Source organism: Glycomyces sp. MUSA5-2 (assembly GCF_037034145.1).
Taxonomy (GTDB): domain Bacteria; phylum Actinomycetota; class Actinomycetes; order Mycobacteriales; family Micromonosporaceae; genus Glycomyces; species Glycomyces artemisiae.
In genome coordinates, this window is sequence record NZ_JBAGKG010000004.1 from 403,967 (window position 1) to 426,877 (window position 22,911).

A 22,911-nucleotide genomic window follows, 5' to 3' on the forward strand; every position below is an offset into this window, starting at 1 on the left:
AATACGGAAAAAGCGTAGGCGGAATTGAGCGCAGTGCGTCCGGGACTCCAGTGTCCCGACATATTCACTGCGCTCAATTCCGCCTATTGCACGTTATGCGGCGAGCGGTTGTGCGGAGGCCGCGACGGGCGCGGGGAGCGCCGTCTGGCCGCCGAGGTACCGGTGCGCGGCGGCGGCCGCGGCGCGGCCCTCCGCGATCGCCCACACGATGAGCGAGGCGCCGCGGTGGGCGTCCCCGGCGACGAACACGCCGGGCGCGTCCGTCTGCCAGTCCTCGCCGCAGTCGATCACGTTGCGGCGGGTGCGCTCGATGCCGAGCTGGCGCAGCAGCGGCTGGTCCTCGGTCCCGGCGAAGCCGATCGCGAGGAGCACCAGGTCGGCGGGGACGAGCTGCTCGGTGCCGGGCACCGGGATCACGTCGCGGCGGCCCTGGGACTTGTCGACGGTGACCTCCGAGAGGCGCATCTGCCGCACGTGCCCGTGCTCGTCGCCGACGAACTCGGCGGCCGCGGAGCCGTAGTTGCGCTCCCCGCCCTCCTCGTGCGCCGGGTAGTTGCGGACGATGACCGGCCAGGTCGGCCACGGGTCCTTCGCGGCGTCGCGGTCGGCCGGGGGCATCGGGTACAGGTCGAGCTGGCGGACCGAGGCCGCGCCCTGCCGGTGGGCCACGCCCAGGCAGTCCGCGCCGGTGTCGCCGCCGCCGATGATGACCACGTGCTTGCCCTTGGCGTCGATCGGCGCGAACGGGGCCTTGCCCGCCGCGACCTGGTTGGCGCCCACGAGGTGCTCCATGGCCTGGTGGATCCCGGCGAGGTTCCGGCCGGGCTGGTCGGTCTCGCGGCCTTCGAGGGCGCCCACGGCGAGCACGACCGCGTCGTGGCGCTCCCGCAGGTCCTCGGCGGTGATGTCGACGCCGACGTTCACGTCGCAGAGGAACTCCACGCCCTCGGCGCGCATCTGGGCGACGCGGCGGTCGATGTGGTGCTTCTCCAGCTTGAAGTCGGGGATGCCGTAGCGCAGGAGCCCGCCGGGGGCGTCGTCGCGCTCGTACACCGTGACCGCGTGGCCCGCGCGGGCGAGCTGCTGGGCCGCGGCCAGGCCCGCCGGGCCCGAGCCGACGACCGCCACGGACTTGCCGGTCGCGAAGGCGGCCGGGCGCGGCTCGACGTTGCCGTCGTCGAAGGCCCGGTCGATGATCTCGACCTCGATGTTCTTGATGGTCACCGGGTCGTCGCCGATGCCGAGGACGCACGCGGCCTCGCACGGCGCCGGGCACAGCCGCCCGGTGAATTCCGGGAAGTTGTTCGTCGCGTGGAGCTGCTCGATCGCGGCGCCCCACCGGTCGGTGCGCGCCAGGTCGTTCCACTCGGGGATGCGGTTCCCGAGGGGGCAGCCGTTGTGGCAGAACGGGATGCCGCAGTCCATGCACCGCGAGGCCTGGGCAGTCACGAGCTCGTTCGACGTGCGCGTGTACACCTCGCGGTTGTCGAGGATGCGCACCGGGATCGGGCGCTTCTTCGGGACCTCGCGCTGGTGCTGGAGGAATCCGCTGGGGTCAGGCATTGTCGGCCTCCGTCTGGGCTTGCTGGAGGGCGAGAACGGCCTTGTACTCGCGCGGGATGACCTTCGTGAAGCCGCTGGCGGCCTTGGGCCAGTTGCCGAGCAGCTCGGACGCGACCGCCGAGCCGGTGGCCCGGCCGTGGCGCAGCAGCAGCGAGTGGACCAGGTCGATGTCGGAGGCCGACAGCGGGTCGAGGTCCGCCAGCGCGGTGTTGGTGCGGGACTCGTCGAGGCGCCACACGTAGGCGGTGCCGCCGGACATGCCGGCCGCGAAGTTGCGGCCGGTGGGCCCGAGGACGAGGACGGTGCCGCCGGTCATGTACTCGCAGCCGTGGTCGCCCACGCCTTCGACGACGGCGACGGCGCCGGAGTTGCGGACGGCGAAGCGCTCGCCGACCTTGCCGCGGATGTACGCCTCGCCGGAGGTCGCCCCGTACAGGAGCGTGTTCCCGGCGATGATGTTGTCCTCGGCCTTGAAAGGGGCCCCGGCGTCGGGCGTGAGCACGAGGCGCCCGCCCGAGAGGCCCTTGCCGACGTAGTCGTTGGCGTCGCCGACGAGCTTGAACGTCGCGCCCCTGGTGAGGAACGCGCCGAAGGACTGCCCGGCGGTGCCGCGGAACGTGAGCTTCACGGAGTCGTCGGGGAGGCCCTCGCGGTGGGCGCGGGAGACGGCCGCGCCCAGGAGCGCGCCGACGGACCGGTCGGTGTTGCGGATCGGCAGGTCGGCCTCGACGCGCTCGCCCGATTCGATGGCGGGGCGGGCGAGGTCGACCAGGGCCGCGCCGAGCGTGGCGTGGACGCCGTGGTCCTGGACGGTGGCCTGGACGCGGGGCCCGGCGACGGGGGGCGCGATGACGTTGGCGAGGTCCACGCGGGCGGCCTTCCGGCCGGGCGCGGGGAGCTGCTTGAGGCGCTCGACGTCGCCGATGGCCTCGTCGAGGCTCCGGTAGCCGAGCTCGGCGAGGAGCTCGCGGACCTCTTCGGCGATGTAGCGGAAGAAGTTCTCCACGAACTCGGGCTTGCCGGTGTAGCGCTTGCGCAGGACCGGGTCCTGGGTGGCGACGCCGACCGGACAGGTGTCGAGGTGGCAGACGCGCATCATGACGCAGCCGGCGACGACGAGCGGGGCGGTGGCGAAGCCGAAGCCCTCGGCGCCGAGGAGCGCGGCGACGACGACGTCGCGGCCGGTCTTCATGGCGCCGTCGACTTCGAGGCGGACGCGGTCGCGCAGGCCGTTGCGGATGAGGGTCTGCTGGGCCTCGGCGAGGCCGATCTCCCACGGGGTGCCCGCGTGCTTGATCGAGTTCGCCGGGGACGCGCCGGTGCCGCCGTCGTAGCCGGAGATGAGGATGGTGTCGGCCTTGGCCTTGGAGACGCCCGCGGCGACGGTGCCGACGCCGACTTCGGACACGAGCTTCACGTGGACCTCGGCGTCGCCGCCTCCGGCATGCTTGAGGTCGTGGATGAGCTGCGCGAGGTCCTCGATGGAGTAGATGTCGTGGTGCGGGGGCGGGCTGATGAGGCCCACGCCCGGGGTCGCGTTGCGGGTCTTGGCGATCCACGGGTGGACCTTGTTGCCGGGCAGCTGGCCGCCCTCGCCGGGCTTGGCGCCCTGGGCCATCTTGATCTGGATGGCGTCGGCGGTGGCGAGGTACTCGGAGGTGACGCCGAAGCGGCCGGAGGCGACCTGCTTGATCGCCGAGCGGCGCTCGGGGTCGTAGAGCCGGTCGACGTCCTCGCCGCCCTCGCCGGAGTTGGAGCGGCCGCCGAGGCGGTTCATGGCGACGGCGAGGGTCTCGTGGGACTCCGAGGAGAGCGCGCCGTAGGACATCGCGCCGGTGTGGAACCGCTTGACGATGGCCTCGACGGGCTCGACCTCGGCGAGCGGGACGGCCGGGCGGTCGTCTTCGAAGCCGAGCATGCCGCGCAGGAGCCCGGAGTCGGCGGCGATGGCGTTCACCTTGTCGGTGTAGCGCTTGAACACCTCGTACTGGCCCGAGCGGGTGGCGTGCTGGAGCAGGAACACCGTCTCGGGGTTGAACAGGTGGACCTCGCCTTCGCGGCGCCACTGGTAGTCGCCGCCCGGGGGCAGCGGCTCGGTGGCCTCGACGGTCCGCTCGTAGGCGGCGCGGTGGCGCTCGGCGACCTCTTTGGCGAGGGTCTGGAGGCCGATGCCGCCGATGGAGGAGTCGGTGCCGGTGAAGTAGCGGTCGACGAAGTCGGCGTCGAGGCCGACGGCCTCGAAGATCTGCGCGCCGGTGTAGGACGCGATCGTGGAGATGCCGATCTTCGACATGACCTTGAGGACGCCCTTGCACAGCGCGTTGATGTAGTTCTCGACGGCCTGCGCGGGTTCGGCGGCGACCACGCCCTGGGCGCTCAGCTCCTCGACGGAGTCGAACGCGAGGTACGGGTTGATCGCGGCGGCGCCGTAGCCGAGGAGGACCGCGGCGTGGTGGACCTCGCGGCAGTCGCCGGTCTCGACCAGGAGCGCGACCTTGGTGCGGGTCTGCTCGCGCACGAGGTGCTGGTGCACGGCGGCGGTGAGCAGGAGCGAGGGGATCGGCGCGAGGTCGGCGGTGGAGTCGCGGTCGGAGAGCACGAGGATGCGCACGCCGTCCTCGATGGCCTCGGAGACGTGGCGGCAGATCTCGACCAGGCGGTCCTTCATGCCGCGGGCGCCGTGGCGGGCCTTGTAGACCCCGGAGACGCGCACGGCCTGGAAGCCGGGCATGTCGCCATCCTCGTCGATGTGGAGGATCTTCGCGAGCTCCTCGTTCGTGAGGATCGGGCGGGCGAGCTCGATCTGGCGGCACGAGTGCGGGCCGGGTTCGAGGAGGTTCCCCTCGGGGCCGACGGTGGTGCCGAGCGCGGTGACGAGCTTCTCGCGGATGGCGTCCAGCGGCGGGTTGGTGACCTGCGCGAACAGCTGCGTGAAGTAGTCGAACAGGAGCTTCGGGCGCTTCGAGAGCCCGGCGATGGGCGTGTCGGAGCCCATGGACACGAGCGGCTCTTCGCCGTTGGAGGCCATGGGGGCGAGGAACATGCGCAGCTCCTCGTCGGTGTACCCGAAGGTGAGCTGGCGGCGGCGCACGGACTCGGCGTCGTAGGTGCGGGGGCGGCGCTCGGGCAGCTCTTCGAGGCGGATGAGCCCGGCGTGGAGCCAGTCCCCGTAGGGGTGCTCCTTCGCGAGCGCGTCCTTGACCTCTTCGTCGTCGACGATGCGTCCGGCCTCGGTGTCGACGAGGAACATGCGGCCCGGTTCCAGGCGGCCCTTCTGGGCGACCTTCGCGGGGTCGATGTCGACGACGCCGGACTCGGAGGCGAGGACGACGAGGTCGTCGGTGGTGCGCCACCAGCGGGCGGGGCGCAGGCCGTTGCGGTCGAGGACCGCGCCGATCTGGACGCCGTCGGTGAAGCAGACCGCGGCCGGGCCGTCCCACGGCTCCATGATGGACGCGTGGTAGCGGTAGAAGTCGCGGCGCTTGGGGTCCATGGTGGCGTTGTGCTCCCACGCCTCCGGGACCATCATGAGCATCGCGTGCGGCAGGCTGCGCCCGCCGAGGTGCAGCAGCTCGACGACCTCGTCGAAGTTGAGGGAGTCGGAGCCGCCGGGCGTGTTGATCGGGAACAGGCGGCGCAGGCGCCCGGGCAGGGCCTCGGTCGCGAGCTCGGCCTGGCGGGCGGTCATCCAGTTGCGGTTGCCGCGGATCGTGTTGATCTCGCCGTTGTGGGCGACCATCCGGAACGGGTGGGCGAGCGGCCACGACGGGAACGTGTTGGTGGAGAACCGGGAGTGGACCAGCGCGATGGCGGAGGTCAGGCGCTCGTCGGCGAGCTCGGGGTAGAACTGCGGGACCTGCGCGGGGGTGAGCATGCCCTTGTAGACGACGGTGCGGCCGGAGAGGCTGACGATCGCGGCGCCGTCGAGCTGGCGCTCGCGCATCTCGCGCTCGGCCTGCTTGCGGACGCAGAACGCGAGCCGGTCGAGCTCGATCCCGGCGGCGGAGGCGTCCTCGGCGGCGAGGAACACCTGGGAGACGCGGGGCTTGGAGGCGAGCGCGGCCGCGCCGAGCCCGGAGTGGTCGGTGGGCACGTCGCGCCAGCCGAGGACGCGGCAGCCCTCGGCCACGGCGTACTTCTCGACGATCGCGCGGGTGAGCTGGACGGCGTCGTCGTCCTCGGGGGTGAAGACCAGGCCGGCGGCGTAGTGGCCGGCGGCGGGCAGGGGGAAGTCGACCGCGTCGCGGTAGAAGGCGTCCGGGATCTGGAGCATGATGCCGGCGCCGTCGCCCGAGTCGGGGTCGGGGGCGGTGGCGCCGCGGTGCTCCATGCGCACGAGCGCGGACAGGCCCCGCTCGATGACGCTGTGGGCGGCCCGGCCTTGCATGTCCGCGACGAAGGCGACGCCGCAGGCGTCGTGTTCCCAGGCGGGGCGGTAAAGACCGGGTGCGGGGTTCAGGGCAGAAACCAACCGTGGCCTCCTTCGTCGTCAAGCGCGCACGGCATGTGGGGATGCCCGTGCACGGCGGTGTTTCATACGGGACGACGTCGGCCCGAGAGAATGCAAAGTGTCAGCCGAGTGTAATGCATCGCTCATCTTTCGGACACCATCGTCCTACGATCCGAGCAGGTCGCGCGGTTTTTCTGAACGAGCCCTCAGGCGGACCCCCGGCAAGTGCGCAACCTTCGCGTAATGGAGGTGTAACAGCACCTAGCACCGGGACCGGGCCGTGCGGGCCGGTGGACACGGGTGGTTAGAGTGATCCCCATATCGCACGGTGCCCATCCCGTGCAGGCACCCCTCGACCAGAGTACGTTCGCAAGGAGTCTTCTTCCAATGACCTATCCCCCGCCCCCTGGCTACGGACAGCAGCCGCAGCAGCCGGGCTACCCGCCGCAGCAGCCGGGCGGGTACGCCCCCCAGCAGCCCGGCTACGGCCAGCCTTCGCAGCCGCAGCAGCCCGGTTACGGCCAGCAGCAGCCCGGCGGCTACCCGCCTCCTCCCGGAACGCCCGGGGGCCCCTACGGCGCTCCCCCGCCCATCCCGCCGTCGGGCGGCGGCGGCAACGGCGGCCTGGTGTGGAAGATCCTGGCCCCCATCGCGGTCGTCCTCATCATCGGCGTCGTGTTCGTCGTCCGCCTCATGTCGAACGACGGCGACGTCGGCAACACCCTCGACGACATGACCGACTCCGACACGTCGGCGTCCGTCGCCGAAGGCGACTGCCTCATCGAGGACCTCAACTCGACCACCACCTCCACCGACTCGGACCCGACCGCCGGCCTCACCGCCGAGTGCGAGGCCGCCGAGGCGTACTGGACCGTCAACAAGCTCGTCGACGACCCCGACCTGCGCGCCGACTCGCTCGGCGAGCTGGAGGACTACGCGGGCGTCGAGACCGAGTGCGGCGCCGTGGCGCTGCGCGGCGCGTTCGGCGAGGTCTGGCAGTCGTACTTCTACGTGTACGACTGGGACGGCGGCAAGGTCGACTACCTGCTGTGCCTGACCGCGATCGAGAAGGAGAACGCCGACGGCGCGCTCCCGGTCACCCCGAACACCGGCGACTGCGCCGACGCCAACGGGCTCAAGATCGACTGCTCGGCCGCGGGCGCGCTCTACATCGTCGAGGAGACCGAGACCTACGACCCGCCGGTCGACGAGGCCTCGTGGGACTACACCACCGCGGTCGGCGGGTGCCCCAACTCGGGCTACTACGCCACGTCCCTGATCGGCGGCGACGGACTCGTCTGGGGCGCCTACTGCTCCAGTGACAACGCCTAGCGCCGCAACGACATCGAGGGCCGCCCCCGCACTGCGGGGGCGGCCCTCGCCCGTTCACCAGCGGGCTCTGTTCGCCGGACCCGCCTATGATGGAGCAGAACCGCCCCGAGCACGGCCACCCGACGGAGAGCCGCCATGACCTACCCGCCCCCGAACCCCTACGACCCCTCGCAGCAGCAGCCGGGCTTCGGCCAGCCGTCCGCGCCCCAGTTCGGCCAGCCCTCCGCGCCGCAGCACTACACGACCGACGCCGACCCGTACTCCCGCCCCGACGTGTACGGCCCCGGCACCGGCTACGGCAGCCCGCCGCTCAACGTGCAGCCCGGCAGCGCCCCGCCCGGCCAGCCGTACTCCCCCGGCGCCCCCGGCTACGCGCCCGGTCAGCCCGCCGGGTTCCAGCCGCCCCCGCCGCCCGGCCCGCCCGGCGGCGCGTTCGTCCCCGGCCAGGCCGCACCCCCGCCGCCGCGGACCGGCGGCAACACCAAGCTCATCGTCACCCTCGTCGCCGTGGTCCTCGCCGTCGCCGTCGGCGGCACCGTCCTGGCCCTGAGCCTCGGCGGCGACGAAGGCGACCCCGTCGCCGACGAGTCCACCAGCCAGGCGGCCGAGGAGGAGACCACCGGCGCGGGCGTCGAGGAGAGCTCCGAGGAGCCCACCGAGACCGAGACCAGCGCGGGCGAGTCCGAGTACCGGGTGCCCGCCGAAGGCGAGTGCATCGAGAACGTCACCACCGGCTTCTACGTCGTCGACTGCGAGGCCGAGACCGCCTACTGGTACGTCGTGCACATCGTGCAGAACCCCGCCGACGCCGACCCGAGCGACCCGACCCACGCCGTGGCCGCCGCCGACGCGTGCGAGGGCTACGAGTGGACCCAGTACTACTACACCGACACCGCAATCGCCGCGAGCCGCGACTGGGACCCCGACATCGACTCGATCACCGCGGTCTACTGCGTCCGCGAGGTTGAGTAAGCCACGGCCCCAACGAAGGAGCCGACCCGCACGGGCGGCGCTAGGATCGGGCCATGACCCTGACCCTGGACGACGTCGACCGCTTCGAGGCCGCCAGGCCGCGCCTGGCGGCCATCGCCTACCGCATGCTCGGCTCCGCCGCGGAGGCCGAGGACGCCGTCCAGGAGGCGTTCCTGCGCTGGCAGGGCGCCGACGTGGAGCGGATCGAGGTCCCCGAGGCGTGGCTGACGAAGGTCCTCACGAACCTGTGCCTGAACCAGCTCACCTCGGCGCGGGCGCGGCGCGAGACTTACGTCGGCGAATGGCTGCCCGAGCCCGTCCTCGGCGGCGACCCGATGCTCGGCCCGGCCGACACCGCCGAGCAGCGCGAGTCGGTGTCGTACGCGGTCCTGACGCTCATGGAGCGCCTGTCCCCCAACGAGCGCGCCGTCTACGTGCTTCGCGAGGCGTTCGATTACCCGCACAAGGAGATCGCCGAGATCCTCGACATCACCGAGGCGGGCAGCCAGCAGATCTTCCACCGCGCCAAGAAGCACGTCGCCGACGGGCGCGCCCGCGTCGAGATCGACCAGGCCGCCGCCCGCAGGATCGTCGAGGAGTTCCTCGCGGCGGCCACCGGCGGCTCGGTGGCGCCGCTGCTAGAGCTGCTCACCGACGACTCGATCGCGATCGGCGACGGCGGCGGGAAGGTCCCGGCCCGCGCGAAGGCGTTCGAAGGCGCGACCGCGGTCGCGAAGTTCCTGTGGGGCATGTTCCGGCCCGCCGCGGCCAAGCGCGACATGATCGGCGGCGCCGCCGACCTGTACGCGTGGCCAGTCAACGGCGAGCCGGGACTCGTCGCGGTCGTCGGCGGCCAGGTCGTCGGCATCATGGCGGTCGAGATCGCGGAGGGCGGCGTCGCCGCATGCCGCACCCAGGTCAACCCCGACAAGCTCGAACGCGCGACGGCACTGTGGGCGACGCTCGACCACGGGGAACCCCTGGTCGAGCAGGCGTTCTGACGCCTCCTGACGTTATGTGACGTGCTTCACTGCTTATTCCTGTCAGCTTTCGCGGACCTGCCCGGTTCAGGTCGCGAACACGGAGCAGACAGGAGCAAGCCCATGCAGCACCGCATCATCGTCCTCGGCGCCGGCTACACCGGCGCGTTCGCCGCCGGCCGCCTCGCGCGGCGGCTGCACCCCGAGGACGTGCAGATTACCCTCGTCAACGCCGAGGCCGACTTCGTCGAGCGCGTCCGGATGCACCAGGTCGCCGCCGGACAGGACCTCAAGCCCCGGCCCTTCGCCGAGATGTTCGCGGGCACCGGCGTCGAACTGAAGCTCGCGAAGGTCACCGCCGTCGACGCCGACGCGAAGACCGTCGCGGTCACCGGTGCCGGCGGCGCCGAGACCCTCGCCTACGACACCCTGGTGTACGCCCTCGGCAGCGGCTGGACCGACCACGGCGTCCCCGGCGCCGCCGAGCACGCCCACCAGATCGCCAGCCGCCCCGGCGCCTTGAAGCTGCGGGAGCGCCTGGCCCGCCTCGACGCCGGCGCCACGGTGACAGTCGTCGGCGGCGGCCTCACCGGGGTCGAGGCGGCCACCGAGTTCGCCGAGGCCCGGCCCGACCTCAAGGTCGCGCTCGTCGCCCGCGGCGGCCTCGGCGACTGGGTCTCACCGAAGGCCCAGGCCCACATGCGGAAGGTCTTCGCGAAGCTCGGCATCGAAGTCCACGAGCACGCCGACGTCGCCGAAGTCCGCGCCGACGCGGTCGTCACCGCAGACGGCGCCGAGATCGCCAGCGCGGCGACGGTGTGGACCACCGGCTTCGCCGTCCACCCGATCGCGGCCGCCACCGCGATCGAGACCACCGACCGCGGCCAGATCGTGGTCGACCGCGACATGGCGTCGGTCTCGCACCCCGACGTGTTCGCCGTGGGCGACGCGGGCTACGCGATCGGCGACGCCGGTGTGCCGCTGCGCATGTCGTGCGCCTCGGGCATCCCGATGGCCCAGGTCGCGGCCGACGCGATCACCGCCCGCCTCACCGGCGCGAAGGCCGGGAAGGTCCCGCTGGGGTACTTCAACCAGTGCATCAGTCTGGGCCGCACCGAGGGCCTGATCCAGTACGTGACCGCCGACGACCAGGCGCGTTCGGTGTCGCTGCGCGGCCGGTTCGCCGCCCGGTACAAGGAGCTCATCTGCAAGGGCGCCGCCTGGGGCGTCGCCAACCCGACCTACGGCATGCCGGTCCGGCGCCGCCGCACCGCGCGGGCCGCCGAGCGCACCGGGACCGCCGTCAAGGCCCTGGCCTGAATCTCCCTCCCCCGGGCCGGGCGGCCCGCGCCGCCCGGCCCACCCCCCCCCCACTTTCTCGCATCACTAACGCACACAATGCAAAGGAACACTGCCATGAGCAAGGTCTGGTTCATCACCGGTTCGTCCCGCGGCCTCGGCCGGGAGTTCACCGAAGCGGCCCTGGGCCGCGGCGACAAGGTCGCCGCCACCGCGCGGAGCACCGAGTCCTTCGGCGAGCTGGCCGAGAAGTACGGCGACGCGATCCTGCCGCTCGCCATGGACGTCACCGACAAGGCCGCAGTCGCCGCGGCCGTCGAAGCGGCCGTCGGGCACTTCGGCCGGATCGACGTCGTGGTCAACAACGCCGGGTACGCGCAGGTCGGCGCCGTCGAGGAGCTGTCCGAGGCGGAGCTTCGCGACGAGATGGAGACCAACTTCTACGGCGCCGTCTGGGTGATCCAGGCCGTGCTCCCCCAGCTCCGCGCGCAGGGCTCGGGCCACATCGTGCAGCTGTCGTCGGCGGCGGGCCTCATCGCGATGCCGCTCGGCGGCGCGTACCACGCGTCGAAGTGGGCTCTCGAAGGGCTGAACGAGGCCCTCGCGGGCGAGGTCGCCGGGTTCGGGATCAAGGTGACCATTGTCGAGCCCGGCGGCTTCGCCACCAGGCAGGGCAAGAACCCCGACCCGCTCGACAACGGCCACATGGCCGCCGCGCACCCCGCGTACGTGCCGCTGCGCGAGAAGCTCGCCCAGGCGGTCAAGGGCCAGCCCGCGGGCGACCCGGCCGCCTCGGCGCGGGCGATGCTCAAGCTCGTCGACCTCGAACAGCCGCCGCTGCGCGTCCTGTGGGGCCTCGGCTTCCACCCGATGCTCAAGCAGGCCTACGCGGCTCGGCTCCAGAACTGGGAGGACTGGAAGGACCTCTCACTGGAGGCCCAGGGCGAGCTGAGCGCTTAAGGGAAACAGAAAGAGGCGGGCGCCCCTCGGGGCGCCCGCTTCGCTGCGTCTACTCCGCGGTGATCCGCGGGTGGAGGTCCTCCGCCGGGGGGTTCCACGTGTCGAGGTCGACGGTGGCCTGGTCGCCGGAGCGGATGTCCTTGATCTGGTCGCCTTCGTCGTTCGTGAAGAGCACGAAGGGGATGCCGCGCTTGTCGGCGAACTTGATCTGCTTGCCGAACTTCGCGGCCGACGGCGAGACCTGGACGGGGATGCCGCGGGCGCGCAGGCGCTGGGCGGTCGCGTTCGCGGCCGGGCGGTCGTCCTCGTGGTTGAGGGCGACCAGGACGCAGGTCGGGACCTCACGGGTCGCGTCGAGCCTCCCGGACTGGAGCAGCGGCACGAGGATGCGCGAGACGCCGATCGACAGGCCCACACCGGGATACGTGTTCTTGCCGTCGGAGGCGAGCTTGTCGTAACGCCCGCCCGAGCAGATCGAGCCGAGGCTCTCGAAGCCCTCCATGACCGTCTCGTAGACGGTGCCCGTGTAGTAGTCGAGGCCGCGGGCGATCTTCATGTCCGCGACGACGAACCCGGGTGCCTCCTTCGCGGCGGCATCCACGACGGCGGCCAGCTCGGTCAGCCCCTCCTCCAGGAGCGGGTCGGACACGCCCAGAGCGCGGACCTCGTCGACGAACGAGGTGTCGGCCGCGCTGATCGAGGCGAGCTTCAGGCACGCCTCGGCCTGCTCGGGGGTCGCGTCGACCTCGTCGATGAGGAGCTTCGCGACCGCGTCGGGGCCGATCTTGTCGAGCTTGTCGATGATCCGCAGCGCCTCGTCGGTGTCGCGGATGCCCAGGCCCTGGTAGAAGCCCTGCGAAAGCTTACGGTTGTTCACGTGCATCGTGACCTTCGGCAGCGGCAGGCCCCGCAGCGCGTCGGCGATGACCAGCGCGACCTCGACCTCGTAGTGGGCCGGGAGCTCCCCGAGGTCCACGATGTCGATGTCGGCCTGCATGAACTCGCGGTAGCGGCCCTCCTGGGGGCGCTCACCGCGCCAGCACGGCTGGATCTGGTAGCGGCGGAACGGGAAGTTCAGCTTCCCGGCGTGCTCCAGGACGTACCGCGCGAACGGCACGGTCAGGTCGAAGTGCAGGCCGAGCCCGGCGTCCCCGCCGTCCGCGTCGGCTTGGAGCCGGCGCAGCACGTACACCTCCTTCGAGGTCTCGCCCTTGCGCAGCAGCTGGTCCATGGGCTCGACGGCGCGGGTCTGGAGGTTCGCGAAGCCGTGCAGCTCGAAGGCGCGGCGGAGATGGTCCACGACCTGCTGCTCGACGATCCGCTGCCGGGGCAGCAGTTCGGGGAAGCCCGAGAGCGGCTGGGGTCGTGACATGGGTGTCTCCTCGCGCGAATCGATCGATCGGATGGGAAGCGGGACCGTCCCTAATGGGTGGTCAGGCGCTTCAGGTACGGGTTGCGGGCGCGCTCGGCCGCGATCGTGGTGGCCGGGCCGTGCCCGGGGAGGACGACGGTGCCGTCGTCGAGCGGCAGGACCTTCGTGCGCAGCGTCTCCTGCATGGCCGCGTCGGACCCGCCGGGCAGGTCGGTGCGGCCGATCGCGCCGCGGAACAGCACGTCGCCGGTGAGCGTGTACGCGGCCTCGTCGCCGCTGGTGTGGAACATCGCGGACCCGGCGGTGTGGCCGGGCGCGTGGTCCACGGTGAAGCGCATCCCCGCGAGCTCGACGGCGCCGCCGTCGGCGAGGACCTGCACGTCGTCGGGCTCGGTCCAGTCCAGGCCGGTGCCCACGAGCGACATCATGTTCGGCCCGAAGCCCTGCGTCGGGTCGGCGAGCAGGTGCGCGTCGTCGGCGTGGATGTACGCGGGGACGTCGTTCGCGCCGCACACGGGCGTCACGGAGAACGTGTGGTCGAGGTGCCCGTGGGTGAGGACCACAGCGACGGGCTTGAGGCCGCGCTCGCCGAGCAGGGCCTCCAGGCGCGGGGCGATGCCGATGCCCGGGTCCACGACCACGCACTCGGCGCCGGGACCGGAGGACAGCACGTAGCAGTTCGTCCCGAACGCATCGGCCACCAGCGTCTCGATGAGCACCGCTCCCCCCTCCCTTCGCGGGCTCAGAATACACGGGGCATCCTGCGGTGACGCGTCTGACTTGACCCGGTTAGACTGCGGAACTCGTAACCCCCAACACAAGCGAACGTCATGAGGAGTCCAGGTGCCCGCGAAGTCCAAGCACATGGAGCAGCGCAAGCAGCGCATCGCGAACGCGAAGAAGAACGCGCGCCTCGCGGGCAAGCTGCGCAGGCGGCGCCAGCTCCAGGCGCTGGGCGGACTCCTCGCCGTCGCCGCGGTCCTGACGCTGGTCTACCTCTGGCAGGACGGGTTCTTCAAGGACGAGGAGCCCGCGACGGAGGAGCCCACGGCCGAGGTCACGACGGACCCGCTGGCGACCGAGGCGCCCACCGACGGCACCGAGACGGCGACGGCCGACCCGACCGCCGACCCGACGGCGGAGTCCTCCGAGACCCCGACCGACACCGAGACCGAGTAAGCACCCCCAACCCGCGCGAAGGAGAACCGACGGTGGCGTCGAAACAGGCTCAGCGACTGGCGGCCCGGCAGCAGTTGCAGCAGCGCATGGCCGTCAAGGCCGAGGAGGAGCGCCGCAGGCGCACCGTCGCGTGGAGCGTCGGCGGCGTGGCGGGCCTCGCGGCCCTCGTGCTCCTGGCGTGGGGCGCGTTCGCGTGGCTCGGCCCCGACGGCGACGGCGGCGGGTCCAGCGACCCGGACGTGCAGCAGCTGGTGAAGGACGCCGAGGCGGCGGCCGACCGCTGCGGCGACGTCGAGCCCAGCGGCGAGGGCGCCACGGGCACCGCGACCGAGGGCCTCACCGACGGCCGCCCCGTGCAGGACGTCTACCTCGAATGCCTCCAGATGTCGGCGCCTGACGCCTCCTCGACCGCGCCGTGCATGTACACCTCGATGGACGGGACCAGCCCGGTCCCGCTCGCGACCCAGCCCGCCGCCGGGTCGCAGGAGATGACCATCGTGACCAACCTCGGCGTCATCACCGCCGACATCGAGACCGCCGAGGCCCCGTGCACCGCCGGGTCCTTCACGTTCCTCGCGAAGGACGGCTACTTCGACGACCAGCAGTGCCACCGCCTGACCACCGACGGCATCTACGTCCTCCAGTGCGGCGACCCCGACGCGCGCGCCGCGATCGAGGCCGGCACGCCCGAGAACGCCGGCGCGGGCTCCCCCGGCTACCAGTACGGCGAGGAGAACACCCCGGTCGAGGCCGAGGCGAACTACCCGGCCGGGACCATCGCGATGGCGAACGCGGGCGCCGGGACCACGGGCAGCCAGTTCTTCATCGTGTACGAGGACACCACGCTGGGCGCGGACTACACGATCCTCGGCCAGATCACCTCGGGCCTGGACATCGTCGAGCAGGTCGCGGCCGCGGGCGTCATGTAGTGGCGCTCTGGACGCGACGGCGTTCTCGATGTGACTCAGTCGCGGGCGCGGTCGGGGCAGCGCAGGCGGCCCCGGCGGCGCCCCGCGGCTAGGATTAATGCGTATCGGAGCCTTGTTGAGGCTTTGAGAAGCCGAAGTGCCGTGCGAGACCGAGGAGGCGTGCGTGGTGACCGAGCGAGCCGCGTCCGGCAATCCCGCCGACGCCGCGCCCACCTCGGGCGGCCCGATGGGCCCGCCCACGGGGCGCCGCATGCGGGCCCGGCTGGCGCGCTTCAACGCGCCGTGGCAGTCCTCGACCCTCCCCGAGGTCCTTGAGCCGCTCGTGGCGGCCCACCGGGCCGCGCACCCCCGCGCCGACGTGCGGCTCCTCCAGCAGGCGTACACGCGCGCCGAGCAGCTGCACAACGGGCAGTTCCGCAAGTCCGGCGACCCGTACATCACGCACCCGCTCGCGGTCGCGTCGATCCTCGCCGAACTCGGCATGGACACGAACACGCTGGTCGCGGCGCTCCTGCACGACACCGTCGAGGACACCGACTACACGCTCGACGAGCTCGGCGACGAGTTCGGCGGGGAGGTCGCGCTCCTGGTCGACGGCGTCACGAAGCTCGACAAGGTGAAGCTCGGCGACGCCGCGAAGGCCGAGACGATCCGCAAGATGGTCGTCGCCATGGCGAAGGACCCGCGGGTCCTGGTCATCAAGCTCGCCGACCGGCTCCACAACATGCGCACCCTGACGTTCCTGCCGCCCGAGAAGCAGGAGCAGAAGGCCCGGGAGACGCTGGAGATCCTCGCGCCCCTGGCCCACCGGCTCGGCATGAACACGATCAAGTGGGAGCTGGAGGACCTGTCGTTCGCCACGCTCTACAAGAAGCGCTACGCCGAGATCGCGCGCCTGGTCTCCGAGCACTCCCCGCAGCGGGAGATGCTCCTCCAGCAGGTCGTGGCCCAGGTCAAGGACCACCTGAAGGGCTCGCGCATCAAGGCGGAGGTCTCCGGGCGGCCGAAGCACCTGTACTCGATCTACCAGAAGATGATCGTGCGCGGCCGCGACTTCAACGACATCTACGACCTGGTGGGCCTGCGCATCCTCGTCGAGGACGAGCGGGACTGCTACGCGGCGCTCGGGGTGATCCACGCGAACTGGCAGCCGGTGCCGGGGCGCTTCAAGGACTACATCGCGATGCCGAAGTTCAACATGTACCAGTCGCTGCACACCACGGTGATCGGCCCGAACGGCAAGCCGGTCGAGATGCAGATCCGCACGTGGGCGATGCACCGCACCGCCGAGTACGGCATCGCCGCGCACTGGAAGTACAAGGAGACCAAGAACTCCACCGTGGCCGGGCCGCCCGCGCACATCGACGACATGGCGTGGCTGCGCCAGCTCCTCGACTGGCAGCGCGAGGCCGCCGACCCGTCGGAGTTCCTCGACGCGCTCCGCTTCGACCTGGCCTCCTCCGAGGCGTACGTGTTCACGCCGAAGGGCGACGTCATCGCGCTGCCCGCGGGCTCGACGCCCGTGGACTTCGCGTACGCCGTGCACACCGAGGTCGGCAACCGCTGCATCGGCGCGCAGGTCAACGGCAAGATCGTGCCGCTGGAGTCGACGCTGTCGAACGGCGACGTGGTCGAGGTGTTCACCTCGAACTCCGAGAACGCCACGCCCAGCGAGGACTGGCTCGCGTTCGTCAAGAGCCCGCGCGCCCGCACGAAGATCAAGCAGCACTTCAAGCGCGAGCGCCGCGAAGAGGCCATCGAGCTGGGCAAGGACGAGCTGACGCGGGCGATGCGCAAGCGGCGCCTGCCGCTCCAGCGGATGCTCTCGCACGACAACCTAACGTCCCTCGCGAAGGACCTCAACCTCAAGGACGTCGAGGCGCTGTACGCGGCGCTCGGCGAGCACCACATCTCGGCGTCGGCCGTGGTCCAGAAGCTCCTGGAGGTCCAGGGCGGGGCCGAGGGCGCCGCGGAGGACATGGCCGAGGCCACGGCCCCGACCCAGCCCGCCCGCATCGTGCCCGAGGCGCACGGCGACATCCACGCCGCCGTCACCGTCGCCGGGATGGAGGAGGGCGAGATGCCGGTGCGCCTCGCCCACTGCTGCAACCCGATCCCGGGCGACTCGATCATCGGCTTCGCGACCCGCTACCACGTGATCTCGGTGCACCGCAGGGACTGCGAGAACGCCGAGGAGCGCATCGAGCTCCAGCCGGACCGGGTCCTCGAAGTCCACTGGTCCCACGAGGACGACCAGGCGACGTTCGTCGCCACGGTGCAGGTCGAGGCCCTCGACCGGCACCGCCTCCTCGCCGACGTCACGCAGGTCCTCTCGGGCGAGCGGGTCTCGATCCTCTCCGCCACGGTGACCACGACCCGCGACCGGGTCGCCCTGTCGCGCTTCACGTTCGAGATGGCGAACCCCGAGCACCTCGACCACATCATCAAGGTCATCCGCAAGGTCGACGGCGTCTACGACGCCTACCGCCTCACCGGGGCCGAACGCACCTAGTCCTCGCGATATATGGTGGGCCGGTCGCCAACCCGCCCACCAGAAAGCAAGGCCATGACGGAACTGTCCCAGTTCGACGACGACGAGCGCGCCCTGATCCTGAACACCCCCGGAGTCGTCCTCAAGGGGACCGTGGTCTCCGACGGGTCCAAGAACGCCCTCGTGTTCCTCAAGGAGGTCACCGCGGGCGCGAAGGTCTTCAAAGAGGCCCGCAAGCACGAGAACGCCTTCGTGAAGTCCGTGGCCCTGGCCCTGCGCGAACGCGACCCCGAGTCCTCAGAGGACGAGCTCCCGGTCGACGACGTCGCCATGTCCGAGGCCCTCAAGCTAGCCGCAGAGGTCGCCGACCTCCTGCGCCGCAAGGCGACCCCCGACGACGCCGCCGCCTACACCGCCTGGCTCCTCCACCTCGCCACCGAAGTCGCCGGCGCCGTCAAGACCCGCCAGGGCGGCCTCTTCTCCAAGAAGGTGGCGATCAACGAGGGCGAGCGCATGTTCCTCGACGACCTCCACCAGGCCCTGACCGCCTAGACCGACGCCGAAGGCCCGCACCCTGGTCGGGCGCGGGCCTTCGGCGTGTCACCACTCGATCGTGTGGGCGTACTGCCAGGCGGTCTTCTCCGGGGTGGTGAAGCGGGACATGAAGAAGGGCATGAAGGCGTCGCGGAAGCGGGCGGCGACGGGGCCGGCGGCCTTGGACTGGTTGGTGCGGGCGGCTTCGGCGATGACGCGTTCGACGCGGGCGCGGCGGCGGGACTCGTATGCCTGGAAGGCCTGGTCGACGGGGAGGTCGCGAAGGCACTTGGCGAGTTCGACGGCGGACTCGGCGGCGAGGCTGGCGCCCTGGCCGGAAGAGGGCGAGGTGGCGTGGGCGGCGTCGCCGAGGAGGACGATGCGGCCCTTGGACCAGACGGGGACGTGCGGGAGGTCTTCGAGCGGCGACGGCGGGATGAACCCGTCGGGCGTCACGTGGTCAAGGATGGTCATGGCCGGTCCGGCGTCGTCGGCGAAGGCGGCCCTCATGCGGGCCATCCACTGGTCGAAGGTGGTGTTCCGCAGGTCGGCGTCCTCCAGACGGCGGTAGGGCATGTTCGCGAACCAGCCGGTCTGCGCGCCGTCGGAGAGGTACCCGAAGAAGGCGCGGCGGCCGAAGATCATGCGGAAGTCGCCGCCGGTGGGCTCGATGCCCGCGGGGCCGTCGATGTAGCCGCCGAGGCCCACCAGGCCCGTGTAGCGGGGTTTGACGGACGGGTCGATGACGCCGCGGACGGCCGAGCGGATGCCGTCGGCGCCGATCAGGATGTCGGCTTCGGCGGTGGTGCGGTCGTCGAAGCGGGCGATGACGCTGCGGCCGGTGTCCACGGCGCCCTCGAAGCGCTTGCCGTAGGTGATCGGGACGCCGTCGGCTTCGGCGCGGGCCTGGAGGAGCTCCGAGATGCGGCCGCGCGGGAGCGTGACGCGCCCGGGCAGGGACGGGTCGGTGTCGATGGTGCCGAGGACCTTCCCGGTGCCCGAGGAGATGACCATGCGCGGCGTGGGCATGCCCGCGGCGGCCAGGTCGGCGTCGGCGCCCACGACGCTGAGGGCGTTCAGGCCGTTCGAGGCGAGGCCGAGGGGCCCGCCCTTGGAGCCGGTGCCGGGCCGGTAGGCCTCGAAGACCTGGGCGTCGATCCCGGCCTTGCGCAGGGCGAGGGCGGCGACGGGGCCGCCGACGCCGCCGCCGATGACCAGCGCGGTCGTGGCCCTGCGGTGCTGTTCGTTCGTCATAGCGGGAGCGTAGGGCGCAATCGGCGCGGGCGGCGTCATCCTGGGGTAGCGTTCGGGATTCGACCACGGTTGTACGACGCGGTGGTGCAAGCGATTGTCCGGCGAATCGCCGCGGGCTCCTGGATCCGCTCTTATAGTGAGATCGACTCACGTAGGGAGGGGTTCTCGTGGACAAGTTCAACGAGATGAAGGACAAGGCCGGCGACATGGCCGACGACGCCAAGGACAAGGCCGAAGATCTGTACAACAAGGCCAAGGAGTCGCCGGTGGGCGACAAACTGGACGACGTCACCGACCAGGTCAAGGAGAAGGCCCAGGGCCTGATCTCGAAGTTCAAGGGCGACAAAGGCCCCGAGTGACCTGAGGCTCCCGTAGCGAGCCAGCCAGCTGCAAAGCGGCGGGCGGACCACCAGGTCCGCCCGCCGCTTTCGTATCGCCTCTTAGCGCCGCTTGCGCTTCTTGCTGTTGCTGCTCGGCCGCGACTGCGCGGACCGGTTCGGGCCGGACCTGACGGTGCTGGAGCCGGACTTGACGGGCTCCTCCAGCAGCTCCAGCGGGAGGTCGTCGATCTTGGCGGTCTCCAGGCGGTCCTCGTCCTCGTCGTCGTCCGCGGCGGCGGGCTTGCGGGCGGGCTTCTCGGCCTTCTCGGCGTCGTCCTCGCCGCGGCCGCGGGCCGTGGAGACCTTCTTGTTGTGGCGCTGGACGGCGGCACTGCGCTCGGCCAGGTCCACCACCCACGGGGCGGCCAGGAAGATCGAGGAGTACGCGCCGACGACCATGCCGACGAACAGCACGAGCGCCAGGTCCTTCAGCGTGCCGACGCCGAGCGCGCCCACGCCGACGAACAGCAGCGCCGCCACCGGCAGCACGCCGATCACGGAGGTGTTGATCGAGCGCATGAGCGTCTGGTTGACCGCGTCGTTGACCGCCTCGGCGAAGGTCTGGTTGCGCGACTTCAGCAGCTGCGCGGTGTTCTCCTGGACCTTGTCGAAGACGACGACGGTGTCGTAGATCGAGTACCCGAGGATCGTCAGGAGGCCGACGATCGTGGAGGGCGTGATCTCGAAGCCGACGAGCGAGTAGATGCCGACGGTGATGATGATGTCGTGCGCGAGCGCGCCCAGCGAGGCGATGGCCATGCGCCGCTCGTACCTGATCCAGATGAAGGCCGAGACCAGCACCAGGAACACGATGAGCGCGATGAGCGCCTGCTTGGACACGGCCGCGCCCCAGGTCGCGGAGACCTCGGAGACGGAGATCGAGTCAGCCCCGATGCCCGCCTCGGCGGCCATCGCGTCGCGGACCTGCGTGGACTGGTCGCCTTCGAGCTCGCCGACGCGGATGATGTACGACCGGCCGTCGCCGGTCCCGGCGACCTGGCCGGTGCCGACCTCGGCGCCCGCGGCCTCCGCGGCGTTCTCGACGTCTTCGAGGGACGCGGAGGTGCTCGCGGCGGGCACGGCGTACTGGACGCCGCCCGCGAAGTCGATGCCGAGGACGAAGCCCTTGAAGATCATGACGACCACGAGGGCGGCGATGACGATCCCGGAGGCGAGGTAGAACTTCCGGCGGTTGGCGATGAACTGGAAGTTCGTCTCGCCGCGGTAGAGCTGGCTGAGGACGCTCGGCCGCTTCTCGGTCTGCTTGGTGCTCATCGGTCCTTAGCCTTTCGCGGCCGCGTCGCCGGTGGCCGGGGCGGTCTTGGTGTGCAGGCCGGAGAGGGCCTGGCTGTTGAGGACCCTCCCGCGCGAGAGCCATTCGGCGATCGGGTGGGTGAAGAGGAAGACGATCATGACGTCGACGATCGTGGAGATGCCGAGCGAGAACGCGAACGCGCGGACCGGGCCGATCGCCAGGATGTACAGGACGACCGCGGAGATCATCGAGATGGCGTTCGCCGACAGGATCGTGCGGCGGGCGCGGACCCACGCGCGCGGGATCGCCGAGCGGGCCGAGCGGCCCCCGGCCATCTCCTCCTTGATCCTCTCGAAGTACACGATGAACGAGTCCGCGGTGATGCCGATCGAGACCACGAAGCCCGCCACGCCCGCGAGGGTCAGCGTCAGGCCCACCTGCGAGCCCAGGAGCGCGATCGCCGGGTACAGGACCGCGGAGGCGACGATGAGCGAGCCGAGGACCACGAAGCCCATGAGCCGGTAGTAGACCATCGAGTACAGGAACACCAGGATCAGGCCGAGGAACATGGCGTACATGCCCGCTTCGAGCTGGTCCACGCCGAGCGTCGCGGTGACCTCGTTGACGGTCTCGACCACGAACGTCGTCGGCAGCGAGCCGAAGTTGAGCTGGTCGGCGAGCTGGTTCGCCTCGTCGGCGGTGAAGTCGCCCGAGATCTGCGTGGAGTTGCTCGACGCCTCCTGGATCTCCGGGGCCGACACGACCTCGTTGTCGAGGACGATCGCGACCTGGGAGCCGACGTTCTCGGTGGTGAGCGTGCCCCACTTCTCGGCACCCGCGGAGGAGAACGCCACGTTCACGACGAAGCGGTTCGGGTTGGCCTGGTCGTTGCCGACGTCGGCGGAGGTGACGTCCGAGCCGAGCACGGTCGCGGGCTGGAGCAGGTACTTGTAGGAGACCTTCAGCGACGGGTCGTCGGGCGAGTACGGCTCGGGGGCCGAGCACGCCACGACCTCGACGTCCGCCTGCTGCACGGCGCCCGGCGGGCGGGAGTCCAGCTGCGAGCAGGTGACCTGCGGGACGAAGAACTGCACGTTCGCGGGAAGCAGCGAGACCTCTTCGGCGGTGAGCTCGCCGAACGGCTCCAGGAGCGCCATGGTCGCCTCGTCGGCGGGGGCCGCGGTGAGGGCCTGCGCGGTCGCGGCGGCGTCGGCGCCGACCTTCGCCCACACGTCGTCGAGCGTGACGTCGGCGTCGTCGCTGGTGGGCGCCTGGCCCGAACCGGACGTGTCCTCGCTGGTGGCCTCTTCGGTCGGCGTCTCGGACGCGTCCGCGGTCGGCGTCTCGGTGGACTCGGCCGTGGGCTCCTCGGACGCGCCGTCGGTGGGCTCCTCGGACGGGGTCTCCTCGGCGAGGGCGTCCTCCAGCGCGGAGGTGTCCATCGTCGAGTTCGTGACGATGCGGAACCGCAGCTCCGCGGGCGCGCCGACGTCGCGGAGCGCCTGCTCGTCGATGTCGTCGCCCGCGACGTTCACGACGATGTTCTCGCTGCCCTCGACGAACACCTCGGGCTCGGAGACGCCGGTCGAGTTGACGCGGCTCTCGATGATCTGGCGGGCCTGCTCCATCGTCTCGGCCGAGGGCGGCTCGTCGCTGCCCTGCTGGTACGCCGTGAGCGTCATGGAGAGCCCGCCCTGGAGGTCGAGCCCGAGCTTCGGAGTGGGGAACTTCCACCCGGAACCCGCCAGCGCGGACACCCACAGGACCGCGAGCACGAGGAGCAGGGCCACGAAGTACGGGGCGACTGCCAGGCGCTTGCGCTGGATCTTCTTCCGTGGGCGGTCAGCGCCCGTTACTGAAGCCAATGGTCGGTCTCTTCCTCAGAACTCGGACAGGGGCGGGCGCGAAGCGACCGCGCAGACGGTGGCGGGCGCCGGCCCGCGCTCGCGGGCCGGAGGGAG

General features: G+C 71.2%; 17 protein-coding genes. 10 read left to right on the top strand and 7 right to left on the bottom strand.

Annotated features, from left to right (window positions below; translation table 11 throughout):
* Positions 1–93 precede the first annotated feature (93 nt).
* Positions 94–1,563, bottom strand: a complete 1,470-nt coding sequence (locus WA640_RS15535) for a glutamate synthase subunit beta (RefSeq protein ID WP_335988782.1) — start codon at positions 1,561–1,563, stop codon at positions 94–96.
* Positions 1,556–6,034, bottom strand: a complete 4,479-nt coding sequence (gene gltB, locus WA640_RS15540) for a glutamate synthase large subunit (RefSeq protein WP_335988783.1) — start codon at positions 6,032–6,034, stop codon at positions 1,556–1,558. Before gltB ends, WA640_RS15535 begins: the two co-directional genes overlap by 8 nt.
* Positions 6,035–6,400: 366 nt before the next feature.
* Between gltB and WA640_RS15545 the strand changes: the two genes are divergently transcribed.
* From WA640_RS15545 to WA640_RS15565, 5 genes are all read left to right on the top strand, one after another.
* Positions 6,401–7,345, top strand: a complete 945-nt coding sequence (locus WA640_RS15545) for a hypothetical protein (protein WP_335988784.1) — start codon at positions 6,401–6,403, stop codon at positions 7,343–7,345.
* Between the two features lie 135 nt (positions 7,346–7,480).
* Positions 7,481–8,317: a hypothetical protein gene (locus WA640_RS15550; protein ID WP_335988785.1), complete on the top strand. Its 837-nt coding sequence runs from the start codon at positions 7,481–7,483 to the stop codon at positions 8,315–8,317.
* Between the two features lie 53 nt (positions 8,318–8,370).
* Positions 8,371–9,318 carry an RNA polymerase sigma-70 factor gene (locus WA640_RS15555; protein ID WP_335988786.1) on the top strand — a complete coding sequence of 316 codons (948 nt, stop codon included), beginning with the start codon at positions 8,371–8,373 and terminating at the stop codon, positions 9,316–9,318.
* A 102-nt stretch (positions 9,319–9,420) separates the two neighbouring features.
* Entirely contained in the window at positions 9,421–10,617 is a 1,197-nt protein-coding gene (locus WA640_RS15560; RefSeq protein WP_335988787.1) for an NAD(P)/FAD-dependent oxidoreductase, read from the top strand.
* A 96-nt stretch (positions 10,618–10,713) separates the two neighbouring features.
* Positions 10,714–11,556 (top strand): SDR family NAD(P)-dependent oxidoreductase, encoded by an 843-nt coding sequence (locus WA640_RS15565; protein ID WP_335988788.1) that lies wholly within the window; start codon positions 10,714–10,716, stop codon positions 11,554–11,556.
* Positions 11,557–11,605: 49 nt separating this feature from the next.
* Here WA640_RS15565 and hisS read toward each other — a convergent pair whose 3' ends face one another.
* Positions 11,606–12,928, bottom strand: a complete 1,323-nt coding sequence (gene hisS / locus WA640_RS15570; RefSeq protein ID WP_335988789.1) for a histidine--tRNA ligase — start codon at positions 12,926–12,928, stop codon at positions 11,606–11,608.
* A gap of 50 nt (positions 12,929–12,978) precedes the next feature.
* Entirely contained in the window at positions 12,979–13,647 is a 669-nt protein-coding gene (locus WA640_RS15575) for an MBL fold metallo-hydrolase (protein WP_335988790.1), read from the bottom strand.
* Positions 13,648–13,771: 124 nt separating this feature from the next.
* Between WA640_RS15575 and WA640_RS15580 the strand changes: the two genes are divergently transcribed.
* The 4 genes from WA640_RS15580 (at position 13,772) to WA640_RS15595 (ending at position 18,079) form a co-directional block, all read left to right on the top strand.
* Complete coding sequence (locus tag WA640_RS15580) at positions 13,772–14,107, top strand: hypothetical protein (protein WP_335988791.1); 336 nt, start codon at positions 13,772–13,774, stop codon at positions 14,105–14,107.
* A 32-nt stretch (positions 14,108–14,139) separates the two neighbouring features.
* Positions 14,140–15,036 (top strand): peptidylprolyl isomerase, encoded by an 897-nt coding sequence (locus WA640_RS15585; RefSeq protein ID WP_146148169.1) that lies wholly within the window; start codon positions 14,140–14,142, stop codon positions 15,034–15,036.
* A gap of 226 nt (positions 15,037–15,262) precedes the next feature.
* The gene (locus tag WA640_RS15590; RefSeq protein ID WP_106365488.1) at positions 15,263–17,548 is read left to right on the top strand and encodes a RelA/SpoT family protein; all 2,286 of its coding nucleotides are present in this window, start codon (positions 15,263–15,265) and stop codon (positions 17,546–17,548) included.
* A gap of 54 nt (positions 17,549–17,602) precedes the next feature.
* Positions 17,603–18,079 carry a hypothetical protein gene (locus tag WA640_RS15595; RefSeq protein WP_335988792.1) on the top strand — a complete coding sequence of 159 codons (477 nt, stop codon included), beginning with the start codon at positions 17,603–17,605 and terminating at the stop codon, positions 18,077–18,079.
* 48 nt (positions 18,080–18,127) lie between these two features.
* Here WA640_RS15595 and WA640_RS15600 read toward each other — a convergent pair whose 3' ends face one another.
* Positions 18,128–19,315 carry an FAD-dependent monooxygenase gene (locus tag WA640_RS15600; protein ID WP_335988794.1) on the bottom strand — a complete coding sequence of 396 codons (1,188 nt, stop codon included), beginning with the start codon at positions 19,313–19,315 and terminating at the stop codon, positions 18,128–18,130.
* 167 nt (positions 19,316–19,482) lie between these two features.
* Between WA640_RS15600 and WA640_RS15605 the strand changes: the two genes are divergently transcribed.
* The gene (locus tag WA640_RS15605; protein WP_106365423.1) at positions 19,483–19,674 is read left to right on the top strand and encodes a YtxH domain-containing protein; all 192 of its coding nucleotides are present in this window, start codon (positions 19,483–19,485) and stop codon (positions 19,672–19,674) included.
* Positions 19,675–19,755: 81 nt separating this feature from the next.
* Here the strand turns inward: WA640_RS15605 and secF are convergent, their stop codons facing one another.
* Together secF and secD are read right to left on the bottom strand one after the other, a co-directional pair.
* Positions 19,756–20,970 carry a protein translocase subunit SecF gene (gene secF, locus WA640_RS15610; RefSeq protein WP_335988795.1) on the bottom strand — a complete coding sequence of 405 codons (1,215 nt, stop codon included), beginning with the start codon at positions 20,968–20,970 and terminating at the stop codon, positions 19,756–19,758.
* Positions 20,971–20,976: 6 nt separating this feature from the next.
* Positions 20,977–22,815 (bottom strand): protein translocase subunit SecD, encoded by a 1,839-nt coding sequence (secD, locus tag WA640_RS15615; RefSeq protein ID WP_335988796.1) that lies wholly within the window; start codon positions 22,813–22,815, stop codon positions 20,977–20,979.
* Between the last annotated feature and the right edge of the window lie 96 nt (positions 22,816–22,911).